The sequence below is a fragment of the Rhodanobacteraceae bacterium genome, assembly GCA_024234055.1.
Lineage (GTDB): Bacteria > Pseudomonadota > Gammaproteobacteria > Xanthomonadales > SZUA-5 > JADKFD01.
Window position 1 is genome coordinate 77,628 of record JACKOW010000003.1, and the last position, 18,948, is coordinate 96,575.

At 61.6% G+C, this 18,948-nt stretch carries 8 protein-coding genes; 2 read left to right on the top strand and 6 right to left on the bottom strand.

The window, feature by feature from the left end; translation table 11 throughout:
- Window positions 1-38: 38 nt before the first annotated feature.
- Both H7A19_07820 and H7A19_07825 read right to left on the bottom strand, forming a co-directional pair.
- On the bottom strand, window positions 39-398 hold the full coding sequence (locus H7A19_07820; GenBank protein MCP5474737.1) for a four helix bundle protein: 360 nt from the start codon (window positions 396-398) through the stop codon (window positions 39-41).
- Entirely contained in the window at window positions 289-1,626 is a 1,338-nt protein-coding gene (locus H7A19_07825) for a toprim domain-containing protein (GenBank protein ID MCP5474738.1), read from the bottom strand. The genes H7A19_07820 and H7A19_07825 overlap by 110 nt, the downstream gene beginning before the upstream one ends.
- A 141-nt stretch (window positions 1,627-1,767) precedes the next feature.
- Here H7A19_07825 and H7A19_07830 point away from each other — a divergent pair, with 141 nt between their 5' ends.
- A complete protein-coding gene (locus tag H7A19_07830) occupies window positions 1,768-2,142 on the top strand; it encodes a helix-turn-helix transcriptional regulator (GenBank protein ID MCP5474739.1) in 375 nt (124 codons plus the stop codon).
- Here the strand turns inward: H7A19_07830 and H7A19_07835 are convergent.
- Window positions 2,136-2,357, bottom strand: coding sequence for a hypothetical protein (locus tag H7A19_07835; protein ID MCP5474740.1), 222 nt, complete (start codon window positions 2,355-2,357; stop codon window positions 2,136-2,138). The two genes, H7A19_07830 and H7A19_07835, sit on opposite strands and share 7 nt — an antisense overlap.
- Between H7A19_07835 and H7A19_07840 the strand changes: the two genes are divergently transcribed.
- On the top strand, window positions 2,337-2,978 hold the full coding sequence (locus H7A19_07840) for a hypothetical protein (GenBank protein MCP5474741.1): 642 nt from the start codon (window positions 2,337-2,339) through the stop codon (window positions 2,976-2,978). The two genes, H7A19_07835 and H7A19_07840, sit on opposite strands and share 21 nt — an antisense overlap.
- Before the next feature lie 309 nt (window positions 2,979-3,287).
- Here the strand turns inward: H7A19_07840 and H7A19_07845 are convergent, their stop codons facing one another.
- The 3 genes from H7A19_07845 to H7A19_07855 form a co-directional block, all read right to left on the bottom strand.
- On the bottom strand, window positions 3,288-3,884 hold the full coding sequence (locus tag H7A19_07845; protein ID MCP5474742.1) for a hypothetical protein: 597 nt from the start codon (window positions 3,882-3,884) through the stop codon (window positions 3,288-3,290).
- A 4-nt stretch (window positions 3,885-3,888) separates the two neighbouring features.
- Window positions 3,889-10,683 (bottom strand): hypothetical protein, encoded by a 6,795-nt coding sequence (locus H7A19_07850; protein ID MCP5474743.1) that lies wholly within the window; start codon window positions 10,681-10,683, stop codon window positions 3,889-3,891.
- A 248-nt stretch (window positions 10,684-10,931) separates the two neighbouring features.
- Window positions 10,932-18,830 (bottom strand): carboxypeptidase-like regulatory domain-containing protein, encoded by a 7,899-nt coding sequence (locus tag H7A19_07855; protein ID MCP5474744.1) that lies wholly within the window; start codon window positions 18,828-18,830, stop codon window positions 10,932-10,934.
- Window positions 18,831-18,948 lie beyond the last annotated feature (118 nt).

The following is an 18,948-nucleotide window of genomic DNA, read 5'->3' on the forward strand; positions in this document are numbered from 1 at the left end:
CGCCGGTTCTGGGTTGTGGGTTCTCGGTTGTGGGTCGGCTAGCTCAGGCTGCTCATCAAGCCCACCAGTGGGCGCCGAATGTCGCTCAGCAGGCTCTCGACCTGCTCGAGTTGCGCCAAGCTCAGATAACCCAGTCGCTGCGCCACAATCAGCAGCGTGTGAACCTCCGCCAGGCTGCCCTTCGCAATGCTCAGATGTTGAAGGAACTCCTTGCGATGCGCGCGCGCCTGCCCCTCCGCGATGTTCGCCGGAACACTCACCGCCGCTCGCCGCAGCTGGTCCGCCAACTCATAGGTCTCCGCCTTCGGGAAGGTCGACAACAGCCGATAAATCTCCGGCACCATCGCAATCGCGCGCTGCCAGACCACCAGATCCTGATAACTCTGCTTCTCGTCCATCGCCTTTCTCCCGCAACCCAGAACCCACAACCGACAACCCACGGCCCATCCACTCCGCCTGCCGGATCACCACGCCCAGCGACTTGATCGCCGGCTTCACCGCCAGCGCATACGCGTTCGCGTCCATGCCCTTGGGGAACCGACAGCGATAGCACTCGAACCCGTCCACCAGCAGCTTGCCGGCGAGCTTATCGGCTGCGCCGTTGCCGGCCTCATCCGCGTCATAGGCGATCAGCACCCGCTTGATTCCATGCCGATGCAGTGCGGCCAGGATCTCCGCCGTAAACCCCTCAATGCCGAAGCTCGATGTGACGTTCCGATAGCCCGCACACCAGAACGTCAATGCATCGATCAGCGCCTCGCACAAGATGACTTCCTCATGCCCGACCAGGCCGGATTCGTTGAACACGCCACGATGCGGACCCGGCAGATACAAGTGCAGCGGCGTTCCCGCCCGCAACTTCGATGTCGGCAGGATCTTCCGACCGTATACCTCGACCACTACAGGCTCTCCTGAGCCGGTACGCTCACTCCCTTCTCCCACAACCGACAACCCAGAACCCATAACCCGCGCCGCAGGCGCGAACACCGGTACCACCAGCGAACCGTTGAAGTGCTCATGCCCCGATTCGCGCAACACCCCGATCCGCTGCAGCGCCCCACGGATCTCCGCACCCGCCTTCAACTGCTTGATCGGCAGCTGGTAACCCAGCGTCCGGTTCGCGTAGCCCAGCCGGAACGCATCCACCAGTCCCGGGTGATCCAACCCGCGCGACTGCAAGTAAGCCTGCGCCTCCGGCGACTGCTTCAGCGTCGCGTGGTAATAGTCGATCACCCGTTCCAGTAGCGCCGCATCGTCGCCTGCCATCAGCGCCGGCTCGGCCAGCGCAGTCTCAGCGGCTAAAGAAGGAAGGGATTCACCCGCGACACTCGCCGGCGCCTCCCCGATCTCCTGCCGCAACAGCTCCACCGCCCGCCGGAACGACACGCCCTCGAACTTCATCACCCAGTCGATCACCGACCCACCCACCTGACACGCACCCAGGCAGTGCCACAGGTTCGTTTTCGGACTCACCACCAGACTCGGCGTCTTGTCCTCATGGAACGGACAGCGCCCCACCCGATCCTTGCCGTGCGGCTTCAGCTCGATCCCCGCCGACTCGATGAGCCGCTCCACCGACACCCGCCGCTTCAGCCGCTCGATTTCGTGATCCGGGATGCGTGCCATGGCGATTCCTCCAAAACCCTGTCAAGTGTAATATTGACTCTTTATAGGATCATTTTATATCCTTGACAGGAGCAATCGTCAAACCCTTTCAGGACCATGGCCAGATACTGCGGAGGTCTCGTGCTACAACCCTTCGCCCTCATGCAAGACACCGAACTTCGAAAGTCCTTCGGCGCCAGACTCAAGGCGCTGCGCAAGGCCAAGCATTGGTCGCAAAAAGAGATGGCCAGCAAGGTCGACATCCGCTTCCAGCAACTCAACAAGTACGAGGGCGGACTCAATGTCCCGCCCGCCGAGATGCTGGTCAAACTCGCAGACGTCCTCGCGACCAGCGTCGATTACCTGCTCACCGGCACCGCCAGCGAAGAATCACCCCTCACCAGCACTCGGCTCTACAAACGCTTCCAACATGTCGAAGCACTGAGTACCGATGATCAGGAAACGGTCATCAAGGTCATCGACGCCATGCTCGCCAAGCACCGCGTGGAGTCCGCCCTCGTGCCTGTCGATCAGTGACCCCGGCCACCGCGATCTACAACGAGGACCACCTGGTCCACGATCTGCAGCAATTGGGTTACCACGCCCAACGCATCCCCGAAGCCCCGCCCAAAGAACAGCCCGATGCCATCGCCCAGCGCGGCGCTGAGACCCTGCTCGTTGAACTCAAGTGCAAGGGTGACGACGAGGCCTTCGTTACCACCATCGAGCAGATGGCCAATGGCGATCACCATTACGACAGCCGCACGATCGGCCTGCACGGCCCGTGGAACCGCATCGTCGACAAAGCAGTCAGGCAACTGCGGCAACACACGCAAGCCGACACCACCATCAAACTCCTCGCCGTGGTCTGCGAAGGCATGGATCCCAACGACCAGGCAGCGCAGCTACAGCAATCCCTGTACGGCCTGCGAGCGATCACCCACGACAACTCGCCGATCGCGCCACCCGAGTGCGTGTTGGACATCGCCGCTCACCGGCCCATCGCCACCCTCTGCTACCACTTCGCACCATCGCTGTTCGCATTCCACCGACACGCCCTCGCCGGCGTGATGCTGCGCGTCCAAGGCCAGTGGCAACTCCTCGCCAATGCGCTCGCCACCGACCACGACAAACTGCGCGCCAGCCACCTCTACGCCATCGCCCGCAACCATCAAGCCCTGATCGACCCCGCCGATCCCACCACCCTCGATCACGATCAATACGTCATCGACCCACGCCACAACGGCGAAACAGACCCCTCAGCCCTCTTGCGACTCGCCAGCAAGTATCAGCTCAGCAACCCGAAAACCTGGACCCTCCCGCGACATCGGATCATCGGGAAGGCCAAACCCCTGACACCATCAAGCGCCTGATACCAGCGCACAGCGGTAAGCCGATGGTCTGACGAGCACTCGTCGTCGAGAAGCATGGTATGGACGACGATTGACAACCCACAAAGTGGGTGTCCCAATCTTCGGGTGCTGAACAAAGCGAACCATATCAATCGAGAAAACGTGATTTAGATTATCACGACAGATGCGGTTCGCTGCGCTCACCGGCATCCTACCCGGTTACCGCATCTTGCGCGGGTTGGATCCGGGACTACGAGCCGAAAAACAACATCAACAGCACAAGTCGGCAGGGAGTTGACGGAGGCGTCCATACGTGTCCCGTTGTTGTCGTCATTGTTGTTCGCTTTCCAACATCGACAAGAATTTATTCTTGAAGCTCTCAAAGTCGGCTAACAAGGGCATACCCGGCGCCTTCAAAGACTCTTCGCTGTCTGCAATTCGGCGAGCCGCAGTGTCGCGATGCCCCATCAAAAAATAGATCACAGGCAACTTCCAAATAAACCTCACCCCCCATCGCCTTGTTTCCAAAAGACTGGCCAAGTAAGGCAAATTAGGGGGCTTAGCCCTATGCTCCGCCAAAAAGCCTTCTAACTTTGAAGAGATAAGACTTGCCTCACTGCTGCCACTAGACGTCTTGGGCACGCCCCACAGACGCTCGTCAATCCCGAATAGAGTGGAGAACAGACACTCGCACGTATATAAATCACCAGATCTCCTTAATTCGCTGTAAAGACCCTCAACCACCTCACTGCGAAATCCAAATCTTGGGTTAATGATTTGCGACCTCCCTTTGCTAACTATGTTTGTTTGAACAACAATTGAGCAATCGCCGCTCAACTTCTGTGCGTAGTATTCACCAAATCCGCTCATTGAGCTTTTTTCCAGCCCAAGATCAACCAGCGATTTTGCAATTGCGTCTTTAATCATAGTTCTATAGCCAGCGATCGATAAATACAGGCATGGGTCCAAAAGCGCCAGAAAGCCCGGCAGCCGCCGCATTGGGCCCTCGACCAGAACCACCAGCCGCCTGAATTACCGGAAATGCCTTCCTCTGGTTCTTGGTTAATCCTGCGCACGGACCGCACTTTGATTCTACGGCGAACGTTCCGCCAGTTGAGGGGTCAAGAAATACCGAGTCTAGCCTCGTAGTTACCCCTCCAGCGTCGATTACCACTTCTTGGGCCAACAGAATGCAACCCTTCCCCGTCCATTTCGCAACCGACTTTGCCACTCCCAACGCACCCTTCTTGCAGGGACAGCTACCTCCAGGCATCAATCCAAAAGGATCGCTGTATGCCGTTGGCGAACCATGGGAATAGCTGAAAGTTGCAAGGCCTCCGAAGATCCCCATCGGATCACTCTGCACATACCTCCCACTCCCCGCCTCATAGTCCCGGAAGTAGTTGTAGTGCGTCCCCGTTTCCCGGTCGTACTGCTGCCCGGGGAACCGCAGGTTGAACGTAAAGCTGGGTAGGCCTCCTGTGGGTTGCTCGTTGGCGTCGGTATCCCCGAACGGCGCGCTGTCCCAGCGCCAGATCGGCTGGTTGTCAGCATTGACGATTACTCGCGGTGTGTCGAGATGGTCGGGGTGGATGTAGTAGATGTCGACGCCACCGGCGGCGGTGCCGGACCAGGGGCTGGCGCTACCGCCACCGCCGGGGCCGCCGTCGCTGGATCCGGGGCGGCGTTTCAGGATGGCGACGGGCGTGTCCTCGAGCCACAGGATTTCGGTGCTGTCGGCCGGGTTGGCGGGGTATTCGCCGATCAGATGACCGTCGTCGTCGTAGACGTATTCGCTGCGATCGGCGCTTTGCGCGCAGTTGGGCCCTCCGCTGGCCTTGCACACGCGCTCGCCGAAGGCGTTGTGGGCGTAGTGGGTGCTGAGGCCGGCCTTGGTGGTCTGGATCAGGCGGTTGCGTGCGTTGTAAACACTGGTGAGGCCAGCGCCATCATTGAGGGTGTTGCCGACGGCATCGTATTGGCGGCTTAGCGCATTGACACTGCTCAGGCGGTTGCTGGTGGAGGCGATGACATAGGGCACCGGCGGGTTGACGCCGCGGGTTTCCTGGGTGCGATTGCCGGTGGGATCGTAATCCCAGCCCAGCGCCAGATTGGCGATGGCGCCCTGGGTGCCGGCATTGGTGGCGGTCTCCAGTCGATCGAGATTGTCGTAGTCGTAGGCCCACTGATTGGGGCCACCGGCGCTGTCGGTCTGGCTGCGGATGCGGCTGGCGGGATCAAAGTCCAGCGTGCGGATCGCAGGGCCGGCCGTGTGTTCCTTGACCCGGCCATCCAGATCGAAGCTGCGCTGGTAGCTGTCGGCCGCGCCGTACTGCCAGGATTTGGCTTCGCCGAAGGCGAAATAGTCGATCTGGCGAAGGATCTCGACGCCATTGACGCGAATACTGAGCATGCGGCCATCGGCGCGATAGCTGTAGCGCACCACCGCCCCGGAAGGCAGCACATGGCCCTCGGTCTGTCCGTTGGGCAAGTAGCTGGTCTCCAGGGTTTTCGGTGACCCTGCACCCACCGTCTGCGCCTTGGCGATCACCCGGCCGTGGATGTCGTAACGGAAGGCGGTGCTGCCCGAGCCGTCGCTGAGACTCGTCAAGCGACCCTTGCCGAAGTTGCCTCCGGCGGTTTCGTCATAGACGAAGCTCAGCGTTTCCGGCGGCTGACCTTGGAAGGCCGGATAGTTGATCGCGCGCAGGCGTTGGTTGGCGTCGTAGTCGTAGTCCGAAACCACCATACGGGCATCGGTGCGGGTATCGAGGTTGCCCGCGGCATCGTAGGTGTAGCCGGTATTGCCGGTGTCGGGGCTGGTCAGGGTCTGGAGCTCGTCGAAGCCGGTGTAGTCATACACCGTGGTCAGATCGCGCGGATCGGTGACTGTGCGCAGATTGTCCTGGGCGTCGTAACTGAACTCGATCTCGTTGTGATCGGGATCGGTGGTTTTCTTCAGGCGGTCCAGCTCGTCGTAGTCATGCTCGGTGAGGCGCAGCAGCGGATCGAGGATGGTCTTCTTGTTGCCATTGCCGTCGTAGGTGTACACGGTTTGCTGGGCCTCGGCGCCGAAGGTGTCCTTCAAACGACCGAGACCGTCGTACACCCGGCTCATGGTCTGCACCAGCGCGCCGTTGGGATCAAAGGTGTCTTCCTGGATGCGATTTCCAAGGCCATCGAGGCCGTAGACAATGGAATGCCCCAGGTTGTCCTCGACCTTCTCGATGCGTTCGGCGCCATCCCAGGTGTATTCGACGTAGCTGGCGTCGGGCAGCGTGATGCGGGTCAGGTTGCCGGCTTCGTCGTAGCCGTACACGGTGATCTCGCCGCCTTCATCGACCTCGGTGAGGCGCTGGCGCGCATCGTAGGTGTAGGTGGTGATCAGGCCGTTCGGATCCTGCATGCTGCGCAACTGGCCGTCGTTATCGTATTGGGTGTAGAGCCAGACGTGGCCTACCGCATCGGTGCGGGTTTCGAGGTTGCCGGCGGTGTCGTAGGTGTAGGTGATGACATCGTTGACGTCAGTGCGCGGGCCGTCCTCGGTGAGCATCTGGCCGTCGGCGTTGTAGGTGTAGGTCCACACCCGCGATTGGCCGTTCGCGGTCACAGTGCGGGTTTCGACATTGCCTTCGGCATCGTAGGTGAAGTCGATGATACGCACGCCGCCGGCGATGGGCTCGCGGCGTTGGCGCGGCAGATGCCAGTTCGATTCCCAGGTGGTGGTGGTGGTGCGCGCGACGGGGGTGTTGAGGGCTTCGGTCATGGACGTGACCAGCGCGCGATCATCACGCTGATAGACCATCTCGTTGCCGCGGAAGTCCTTGCGCGAGACGATCAGGCCGCGGGCATCGTAGGTGATTTCGGCCGTGGTTCCTGCCGAACAAGAGGAACAAGGCTCCGTCACCACTTTCAGATAGGGCCGATCATTGATGCGCTGGTATTCGTAGGTGCGCGTGGTACCCAAAGGATCGAGCACCGTGGTGCGATCGCCCTGATAGCTGAATTCGTAGCGATCGGCACCGCCGGCGCGGAAGTAACGCTTCACCCGCCCCTGATGATCGTAGACCCAGGTGGATACGCGTACGCCGCGTTCGTCGGTAATGCCGGTGAGCCCGTAGAGGTTGCCGATGTCTTCGTAGTGATAGGTGCGTGTGCGCGTATCCGGGTAGCGGACGCCCGTCAGATTGCCCGATTCATCGTGGCTGTACGCGGTCACGCGTTGCATCGGATCGGTGATCGACTGCAGGTAGCCGCTCACTGGATCGTAGGCGAAAGTCAGCGTGCGACCGTAGCTGTCGGTGACCTGTCGCGGTCTGAACAGTGTGTCGTAGCTGATGGTGTGGGTGATGCCGTTGCGATTGCTGATCGAGAGCAGGCGACCTTGGGCATCGTAACGCTCGACTTCGTCTTGTGCTGAGGTGTAGATCCAGCCGGAAGTTGCCCCCGCCGTGACCAGTCGCTGGACCTTGCCGGGCAGATTGCCCTCGGTCACGTAAGCGCCATTGCGCCAATCGAATTGGTACCAGCCACCTTCGGGACGGGAAATCAGGACCGAATCAGGTCGATCACCGGGCTGGGCATTGACGTTCGGCGCGCTGCGGACAGACTGGAAGTAGCTCGCGGTCCATTTGGCGCCGACGAAACCTGCCGTGCGCGGTGCCGCCGAGTTGTAGGTGCGCGCGAAACGAATCGGGAATGGTCCGGTGGCCTCGAAATCCAGCTCGTGCTGCCACTTGGCGCCAGTGCCGACTGCCACCGGATTGCCCACCGCCGGCAGACCCGCACCGCGATCATCATCGCCCGAGCCCGAGCCCGTGCCCAATCCGAAGCTGCTGGCACTGAGCCCGGGCAAGCACGGCGGAGAATAGGAACAGGCAATCTCGTTGATGGCCTTGACGCCGAGTTCGGCCAGATCGGCTTCGGACAGCTTTTCAATGCCATCCATGATCTCCCGGACCCATTTGGTGATCTCGGCCACCGCCTGGGCAATGCTGATGGCGATGTAGACCGCGTTGATGATGGCCAAGCCAATGGCAACGCCCGGAACCATCGCTGCCAGGATGGCACCCAGACCCATGCGCTCTACCAGCTGAGCGCCCAGGTTGAGCAGAAATTTCTGCGCCAGGGCCAGTATCTTGCTGTCGCACAGCACCTTGAGCGCCAGTGCCACAGCCACGCAGCCCCATTCGATACCGCCCGCCAGGCCACCCTCTACCCGCTGAACCGAGGCACCGGTATTCGGATCGAAGATGACGTAGCCAGAGCCATGCCAATCGCGAAACTGGATCTCACGCTCCGGGGCGACCACGATGTTTCCGGCCTGCACCGATCGGCGAATCTCGTTCTCGGCATCCGGCGACAACTGCATCTGCGCCAGCGCGCTGTTGAGGTTGTCGTCGTCAATCTGAAACAGCCGCTGGCCTTCATCCATGGCCCGCTTGAGGATGGTTGAAGCCGACAGCCCCAGCCCGGACTTCCAGGTACCCGTGAGAATGGCCCAACTGGCACTTTCCGCGACGGACCCGCCCGAGCCGATGCGAATGGCTGCCTGCAGATAGTCATCGGCATTGGGCAAATTGAGCGCCGCTCGCACTGCCTTGACATCAGTGTAGCGCCCCTTCACGAACCCGGTGCGCGGAACACCGAAGAAGTAGCTCACCTGATAGGGCTGGGCAAAGGCTCCGACAGATGGCAATCGCAGGGCACGGCCACCTCCGGCGCGTGCAATCTGCTCATCCAGATGGTCGTGCAGCATCCAGAAGGTCAAGGATCCCAGATACAGGGCATCCTTGATGTCGTACATCGCCGCGCCCTGGGGGAGCGATAACGTTTCGCGTTCGGTGCGATCGCCTTTGATGCCTGCCAGATCAAATCCGAACACCACCGAACTGCCGGCCGCAAATCGGTAGGGTTCCGTCGAACTGATATTGCCGTGGGCGTCACGAATGTCAGCTTTCCAGTACTGCAGTGTGCCCATGCGGGAAACGCCTGCGTCAAACAGCTGTTCGCTACCCAATCGAAGCACGGCGCGGACATTGATCTGACCGATGGGCATGGTCGCGGCGCGCGACTCAGCATATTGCGCCAGGGTCTGGGCATCGGCGGCCGTTGCCGGGTCGTAATCGATCGCGAGCTTTTTCGTACCTACACGCGCCAAAGGAAGGGTGATTTCCTCCGACGGCGAATCGAGATTGACGGAGGTTTGATCAGCGTAGAAACGCATGCGCACCGTCTGGCGTGCGGTTGCAGGCAGTTCGGAGTAGCGATTGACGGTGCTGGAACGCAGCGGAAACGGGAGCGAGCCTTCCAGGATCATGCTGTCGATGGGGCGCACTGTCCGGCTGTCGTAGAGATCCTGTCCTTCCAGGGAAGGATTGCCAGCGGTGTACTGGTTGGTGAAGTTGGATGCGAGGGTCTTGCTGGCTTCATCCAGCTGATCGAAATCGAAACCACGAACGCCCCTGGCCGCGTCGATCTGCAGCGGTTGAACGAATTGCTGCACCGCTGCCAGGCGCGGCTGGAGCGAGTCCTGCCGCCAGGGCAGCGCCGCTTGGTAGTCAAACTGCTTGAACGCCACATCCAACGGCACCCACTGATCGGGCACACGGTTGATGGCGCCGCGGGAGGGGATAAAATCGACGTAGGCTTCGATCCAGACATGCTCGAAGCGGATGGCCTGGATGCGGCCACCCTGGATCACGGCGGCGCTGGGGATGCCGCCCTTCTGCATCAGATCGAGCGCCATCTCGGGCGTGGGGGCGTCGAGCCAGTTCTGCACCTGGGCGACCGGAATCTCGATGACGCTGCGCACGTAGCGGGCTGGGGTGCCGGCGCTGCGCAGCAGGGCCAGGGTCAGGCTGGCGATATCGAAGGCGTTGCCGCGACGGTTCAGCAGGGTGAGATCAGCGCCCTGGATGGAACCGAAGGTGGGCATGAACTCGATGTGGTCGTAGACCCAGTTGCGGATGGTGATGGGATCGTTGCCCAGCGATTGCGCCAGCGCCTGGATGTCCGGCGTGAACTGGATATCGATGGTTTCGGCCAGATCGGCGGGTGTCGGCGGATCGGTGAAGGCCTTTTCGCCGGCCTTGTCGGTGGCTGCTACCAGGGTGGTGCCGGGCGCCGGTGTGGTGTCGGACTTGGCGAATTGCAGGGGTAGTTGGTCGGCTGCAATGGCTTGGTAACCGCGCGCCGTGTTGAGCTTGGAGAACCAGTCGCTCAAGGACACCAGGGTGCTGCTGGTGCCAGTGAGTGAGCGCTGTGCCGTCTGGTTGCGCAAGGCGCCAGTGAGTTCACGGAATTCTGTGGCGCGTTGGTTGACCTCGTCGATCAAGGCGAGATGGCGACGCACGACTTCGTCGGGGATGCCTTGCGCGGCCATCTCGGCGGCTTCTTCGCGCCATTGCGCGGCCATCTGCGCTTCGAAGTCGCCCAGCTCATCGACGCTGGCGAGTACTCGATCGCCAATGTTCAGCGGTGCCAATTCGCCCGTGCCACGGGCGACGTCGGTGGCATTGGGTGCGGCCGAACCCGCCGGCTGTATGCGCCGCAACTCGGAAGCGATGGCCTCCAGGTGCTCGGACATGGCCTTGATGTTGGCGTCGCGCTGCATCAGCTTGTGGGCTTGAACCAAGGCTTCGCGGTCGCCGGGCAGGTCGACGGCCATGGCCCGGGTGGGTTGCCAGGCGCCGATGATGAGGATGCCGGCGGTGGCGAGGGACAAGATGAAGCTGTGGAGAAGGTGGAGTTTGTCGGGGTTGGGTATCGGGCTGCGGGTGGGCTTTCCTGGCAGAGCAAGAGCCAAGGCATCGCGGCTGAAGCCGCTCCCACAGGTGGGCTGGTCGCGACGCGAGGTCGCGCCGGTGGATGGGTCCTCCGGTGCATGCGTCACGTAGCCCGCTGCGCGGGCAACGTGACCTACGAGAGCGTCGAGGCGCTGCCGAAACGTGGTGGTCGTGTGCTTGGGCAACATCATGCGCTTCTGCCTTGAATACGGGGCACGGCCAGCAGGCCGAAGATGAGGGTGAGCAGCGCCAGCAGCGGCATCCAGCGATTGATCGGGATTTCCTGCAGGCCGTAGGGTCCGCGGTCGATGACGTCAATGGCGACATCGGGTGCGCTTTGGCCGGCGTAATTGGGATCAGCGCTCTGCACCTGGGTCAGGCGCACGTCGACGATCTGGTCAAGGTTGTCCAGTCCGTTGTCCGTAGTGAGCAGGCGCAGGCTCAGCGGGTTGTTCCACTGACTGGGCTGGATGGTCGCGCTGAGCGGCACGAGTTCGAACAACAAATCGCCAGTCTGGCCTGGGGGCCTCAGCGTGGCCTGCAGTATGACGCTGACTTCTGCCGTGGGCTGACTGGTCAGCGTCAGGGCCAGCGTGGTGGACTCGCTCTCGAGTATTCGTTGCGGCCCGGTGAGATTCAGTGTCAGACCGGCGGTGTCGTTGTCGATGTTGAGCACACTCAGGCTGGTGGGCGGCAGTGCAGCGAAATCGGGATCGCTGTCGGCGCTGACGGCGATCTGTACCAACACAGTCTGGTCGCCGTCGTCGATGAACTCGTCGACACCGGACAGGATGATGGCCTGCGGCAGGGTGGCGTTGTTCTGATCGAACAGCAACTCATGCGGCAGCGCCAGCACTTCTCCAGGATTGGCACTGGTGACCAGCAAGCGCACGGGTGTGGTGCTCACCGGCGGCCGGTTGAGGGAGATCTCGATGCGTCCGCCCTCGCCTGCTTCCGATACCACCAGATCGAGTGCGTTAATCTGCAACTCGGCAGGCGCGACAAAGTCGTCGTTGAGGTTGATCACTGGCATGTCGCGCGGATCAATGCCCTGATAGCGATTGTCGGCGCTGACAGCCGGCGCCAGGCCGATGGCTGCGCTGATATCGCCATCCAGATCGGGGTCGTCGACGCCGGTGACGGTGACCGTCTGCGGGGTTTCCCAACTTGCCAAGGCGAATACGATTTCAGTGCGATCGAGGCTGAACTCGGTGCTGTCCGGGTTGCTGAGTGCAATGCGCACTTCGGCGCTGGGCTCGGTCGACAGGCTCACCTGGAAGCTGGCGCTGCCGCCGGCCTCGGTGGTTTGAATCGGGCCTTCGGGGCTTACAAGAATGGCCGCAGGCACATCGTTGTCGCGATTGACGGCCGGGATGTCGATCGGGTCCAGGCCCTGATAGCGCGGATCTGCGCTGGCGATCGGTGCCAGTCCGATCACGCCGACGATGTCGCCATCGATGTCCAGATCATTGACGCCGGTGACGGTCAAGCGTTTGGGTGTCGCCCAATCGGCCGGTGTGAAGCGCAACTCGGTTGCGTCGAAAGCCCACTCCGTGGTGTCGGGATTCCTGAGTGCAATCACCAGATCCGCGGTCGGCACCGTGCTGACGCGGACTTCCACGAAAGCACTGGTGCCGGCCTCGCTGGTTTCGATGCTGCCCATGGGCGTGACCAGCACCTGTACGACTTCGTCGTCGAGATTGGTGACCAGCACATTGGGCGGATCGATGCCGGCATAGCGCGAATCGGCGCTCACCGCGGGATCGAGCACGATGCTGCCGACGATGTTGCCGTCAACCTCAGTGTCATCGACGCCGGCGACGATGACGGTACGTGGCGCGTAGTCCTGCGGCGTGAACTGGATCTCCGTCACGGCGAGGGAGAATTCGCTGGGATCGCCGCTGCTGATCGCGACTGTGACCGGGTCTGTGGGTGCTTCGGTCAGACTGACGGTGAAGCTGTCGCTGCTGCCGCCCTCGTTGACGATCAAGCCGCTGGTCGGATTCACCAGGATCTGCGGACCATCGTCGTCGAGATTGGTCAGGCTGACGTCAGCCGGATCCAAACCGTTGAAGCGCACATCAGCACTCTGTGCCGGGCCGAGTACCAGCACGGCCGTCTGATCGCCATCGACTTGGGCATCGTCGATCGGGGTGACCAGCACGGTGCGCCCGGTTTGCCAGTTGCTGGCGTCGAGGCGCACGTCCAGGTCCAGAATCTGCCACTCGGTGCTGTCGACCGGGCCAATCGGCACCAGCACTTCGGCACTGGGTGGCGCGTTCAAGCGCACCGTGAAGCTGCCTGCGGCGCCGTTTTCGGCAGTGACCACACTCAGCGGATCCACCGTGATGCCGGCGCCGTCATTGTCGGTATTGCGGGCCACCACATCGGGCGGATCGATACCGTTGAAACGCGAGTCGGCACTTTGCACCGGCAACAGCTCGATGGTGCCCATCTGCAGGCCATCCAGTTCTACATCATCGAGGCCGGTGACCAGCACGGCTTGCGGCGTCTGCCAGTTGGCGCTGCTGAAGGTCAGCGTGCTGCGATCCACGGACCACTCGGTGGCGTCCGAACTGGTTACCGGAATCGTCACCGCATCGGTCGGCGCCGCATTGATCGACACCGTGAAGCTGGCGCTGGTGCCGTTCTCGCTGGTCTCGACCAGTAACGGCGATACATGGACGGCGACCGCATCGTCATCCAGATTGGTGACGCCGACATCCGGTGGATCGATACCGCTGTACGCCGGATCCGTGCTCTCAGCCGCAGCAATAAGGATGGAACCGGCGATATCGCCATCCACCAGCGTGTCATCGATGCCGGCAACGCCCACCAGGCGCGGGATATCCCAGTTCGCCGGCGTGAAGGTCAACGAGGGGCTGGCCAGCGCGAACTCAGTGGCATCGCTGACGCTCATCGGAATGGTCACGTCGGCTATGGGTGCAGCGGTGAGGCTGACCGTGAACTGCGCGGACTGACCGGCTTCGCTGGTCACCAGTCCGGTCACCGGGGTCACCAGAATATCGGGCGGCGGCAGGCCCTCCAGCACGAAGGGCTCGGAATCCAGGACGCGCCAGTTGCTGCCATCCGATACTTCCAGCACGCAGGCGTGATCGCCCGCACTGAAGCCCATGGTGGGCACCGTGTCATTGGCGACAAAGTCGGCTCCGGGCACCAGATCGGCGATGAAAGCCTGCTGCGAGAGCACGGCTCCCGTGTCGAGGTTGACCACACCTCGGCGCAGGTTCATGCCCAGTTGCGGCGCCGTTCCGCGATTGCGGGCCGTGTACAGGCAATTCTGTTGCTGGCCCAGCGTGAGCATGGGAATCGCCACATCCACAAAGCCTTGAATCAGCGCGCTGGTGTCGGCGAATCGCTCGAAGCTGCTGCTGTCGGTCGCGTACTCGAAGTTGGTCAAGCGCGATCGCAGTCGGCCGGTGGCGGTGTAGCTGCCGGCGGCGCCTGAGCCATCGATACCGAGCGTGCCCTCAACGAAGCCAGCCACAAACAGATCGCCGTAGGGGAAGCTGCGCTGCAGCGTATAGCCACCCGGACCCGTCACCGTGATGACGACCTCCGGCAAACGGATCACTTCGGACGAGGACAGATTGGTAGCGCGGAAGCTCAGCGTCACCACTTCGCCGGGTGTGTAGGTGGCGCGGTCAAAACCGAGTGCCAGGCCACCCGCCGGACCGGAAACATCGCCAGCGATGGCGAAGCTGGCGGTCGCCGTATCGATCTGTACACCCTGCGCATTGAGCAGTGCGCCCGCGAGCACATAGCTGCCGGCGAGCACACCGTTGCTGGGCCAGTTCAGCGTACGCAGTAACGATTCACCGGCCGCCACGCTGGCGATGTCCAGGTCGTCCAGTGTCGTGGTGGTTTGGCCCTGACTGTTTCGGATCGACCAACGCACACGGAATCCCGCGGGCAAGGCACCCGTGTTCGATACGGTGGCGCGCAACTCGGCCGTTTCGCCCGGCACGTAGCTGAGTTTGTCGGTACCCAGTTGCAGATCGCCCAAGCCATTGGTGGCCGTGAACGCAATGCTGCGCTGGTTGTTGATCTCACGACATTCCCTGGCCTTGTTGGACACATCGGCAACCGCGTAGAGCTCGCCGCTGCCAGTCAACGGGATCGTCCCCAGATTCACGATCTGGAAGCGCGCCGGCCTTAGCGTATCCAGGCGCAACTGCTTGAGCAGAAGGCCGCCGGAAGCAGGATCACCGCGGAAAATGCTGATGAACGGCGGCTCGTGGGCATCGACCGGGCCGGCATTACCGACGCGCACCTGCACCACCGGATCCAGACCCGGACCCTGATCAATCAAACGCAGATCGCCAACGCTGAAGTCCGGCATGCCGAGCGGATCGGGCAGTGGACTGCGCTGCGTGCGATAGGTGTTGTGAGTCAACCAGGACGGTGTTTCCAGCAAGGGAATGATGCTGTTCTCGGCGACATCGTCGATGTGGAAGGCATGCGAACCCCACACTGAGCCAGCGTCGGCGAAAGCGCCGTTGCGGGCTTTGAAGACACGGATGCCGGGGGTGACGCCTGCGATCAGATCGTCATCAAAACCGGTCAGGATGATCTCCGCCTGCTTGTCGCCATCGATATCCGCAACAACGGGATATTCGAATACGGTTCGCGAGGTATGTCGAGTCTTGAACAATTCTTGACCGCTGAGCGCATCCAGCACGCGGAAATCCTGCTCATCGACGTGCAGGATTTCGTAGCGGCCGTCGTTCTGAAAATCGAAGACCGCGGGGCTGGTCACACCCGATCCATCACGGATGGCGACGGTCCGCTTGACCGTGCCATCCGATTCAAAAATGGTCAAACGGCCTTTGTTCTCATCCCCCGGACCGGGGCCGCGTGATGAGACCAGAATCTCAGGCAAACCATCTGCATCGATGTCAATGACGACCGGCGCGCCCATCTGCTGATTGTCCGGCGAGTATTTCGGACCCCAGATGGTCTGCCCCGTGTGTTCCAGCAGATACATGCGGTCGCCGATGATCAGGACGATCTCAGCTTGATCATCGAGATCAAAATTGCCGACTGCGGCGTACATCGGGTCGGTGTAGACCGTTCCAAATTTGTCCAGGTTGAAGCCAGGTTCGATATCACCGCGGTGCCATATGGTCCTGCCCTCGAAGTCATAGAGGGTACGACCAGCGATCACTTCCATTCGCCCGTCGAGATTCACATCTGCCGCAATCGAAGCAATGTTGCTGGCGATCATCAGCGGGCGGGTTTCAGGCACACCGCCATCGCCACCCGCATCGAATTCGCCCTCCCACAATTGTTCGCCAGTCAGTCCACGGAAGGCCTCGCGGCCGAGAACGATCTCGGCTTCGTTGTCGCCTTCCAGATTGACGATGATGGGCTGATCGTAGACATAGCCGGTCGGCGGGATCACAGGAATTGGCACGCCTGGTCCATTCAGCGGCGTGCGCCACTTCAGCGTACCGTCGTTCTCGAAGGCAATCAGCTCCTGGCGGTAGTTGCGCACGACGATGATCTCGGCAACCCCGTCGTTGTCGATGTCGCCAGTGGCCACCGACGAGAACGGCGAGAGCAGGATATTGGTGCGCGACCACAGTTCATGGCCATCATCACCGCTGATGGCCACCAGCGCGGTGACATTGGGCGCTTCGGTGGCGCGCTGACCGGCAACGAAGACGAGGTCGGGGATGTCGTACTGGTTGATGACGCCGTCGCCATTGTCATCAGTCAATTGCGTGACTGAGGGCACCTGATTGATCGAGTTGACCAGCTGATTGCTGGCCAGTCCGTTCCAGTGCCACGCTTCGTAAATGGTCCCTGGATTAATGGGCGTTTGCTCGATTCGGCAACCGAGCAAACTGGTCGCCACATTGTTGTTCTCGATCTGCTCCGGGATTTCATTCTCTGCATCCACCCAAAATGCCACCGGCGCATCGCGGAAGGCCAGTAGCGCGGTCACGGCAATATCGACCGACACACTGTTGCCAATGGGCATATCCCGATCGACGCGAACTCGGCCGATTTCAGGCTCAACGCCGACATCAAAGACGCCGTTGGCGTTGGCATCAACAAACGCGACCAAGGTGAAGTCCTGGGTAGTCGCCGAGGTACCACGATTGGCGACTTCAACTGTGAAGTGGTCGGTCAGGGCGAATGTGTCGGGTTCGGTAGTTGACAGCGTGCTGTCAACAATCACCAGATCGGGGAAGTAGTAGTCAATGGTGGTGGGCTTCAGACCTACGCTGCCAATATTGCGTTGTTCCAGCGGCAGCAGAGGCACCAACACCGTAGCGGGCACGAAGGCATCGGCCGTAATGGAAAGCTGCACCGTAGGTCCGGCCAGACTGGTGATGACGAACAGGCCCTGTGTATCGGTCTGGATCGTTTGCTGTCCGGAGGCGTCCACCGCCACCACCAATGCCCTCTCGATCGGCTGTCGATTGGCCTGATTGACGATTCGACCGGTGATTCGCGCGCGATTGGCGCCGTTCGGAGTGGTTCCGCTTGGATACAGGCGCGGGGAGAAGATCAATACCTGGTTGTCAACCAAGGGAACCTGGATGGTCACGGGATCGTAGTCGACCAGAGTAGCCGTGATGGTAGCCATCGCGCTGGCGGCCACGGTCAACTCATAGGCACCCATCGCATCGGTCTGTGTGGCCACAGGCGGAACACCCGCCGTGGCCGCAATGCTGACGCCGGGCAAAGGTTGACCGGTATTGGCGTCAACAATCACACCGCGGATCCTCGCCCCTGCTCCGGTGGGATTCGGCGACAAGGACATGGAAAACTCGATCACGGTTCGCGGTGTGGCGGTCAGCTGCACGCTGCGACTGGAATAGCCCGTCGCTGTGGCCGAAATCTCGACGGGCCCGACAGGCACTTGCAGGAACTGGTAGCGACCATCGGCGTCGCTGACGACCTGTGTCGGCGGGTTGGCTAGCGCCATCAGAGCGCCCGGAATCGGCAAGTTGGTCTCGCTATCCGTCACCAGTCCGTGGATCACGGCATAGTCACCGGTCGGCGAGCTACCCTGGATCATGCGCAAGGTGCCAAGGTCCAACGTACGCCCGTTAACCAAGGTGATCTGGAACTCGATGCTGCGCATGCCGGCGAAGCTCAGTACCGCAGTGTAATTGCCGCCTTGCAACGTGGAAGACTGCAGCATGCCGGTGCTGTTGGTCACCAAAGTGGCCGTCGATGCGCCGGTCAAGGCGAATTGCGCCCCGGCAATGGCCAACTCGGTATCCGCCGATATCACCCGACCGGTAATGCCGGACAGGGTCGGGGAAACGTCCGGCTGCTCGTACCGCCACAAGGCACGCAGCGCCAGGGCCGATACATAGGCATCATCCGAAAAGCTGCCGTTGCTGAGTTGTTGAGCAGCGAGTGCCGTCGCAACCGGCGCCAATGCCGCCCGATCCGCTCGCAACGCCAGCAGTGCATCTAGCGCCAGTCCTGTCTCGAAGGCCTCACCGAAGCTCTGATCAGGCTTGCGCATGCTCTCAAGAAATGCCTTGGTGCGATTGATCGGCAAGGTCAGATCAAAGCGATTCCGATAAAGCGCAAAAGCCTGAGCCACATGGCTGCTGGCGAACACTGACGGCAAATTGCCAGTTGCAGACAAATGGCCGCCGTTGCTCTGCTGCGAAGAAATCAGATAGCCGATGGCGCGGGCTGCCGGGGTACCTTCGCCCTGCCCTGCGCGTTCCAGGGCCAGCAAGGTCCAGGCGGTCGTGAGCGGCTCACTCTGGAAGCCGGCCTTGGCCGGAAATCCGCCATCGGCCAGTTGCGCCGCAAGAAGCACACTCAGCTGTGCAGTTGCCGACTGGCCTTGATCGAGCCGGGTCTTGGCAAGCCGCGCCAGCGACGTCAGTGTTCCCGCGCTCTGGTCGCGCACAACCGCATCCAGCTGCGGGAATTCAGCAGTCCGCGACAGGAGTGAGATCGTGATCCAGGATTCCGCATTGCTGTCATTGGCATTCGCCAGATCCGTCGCCCGATGGACGCCGGAAGCGCCGTCACGCGAGATCAGCCATTGCACGCCGCTGTCAATATCGGCATGGGCCGGCATTGCGCAAGCAAATCCGAGTAACAGCACGGCCAACAGCGCAAGCAGCCTGGTGCCCGCGCGATCGCCAGGGGACGACGCTTCTGGAGTGTGCCTGCCGTCGGCGCAGGCGACTGATGAG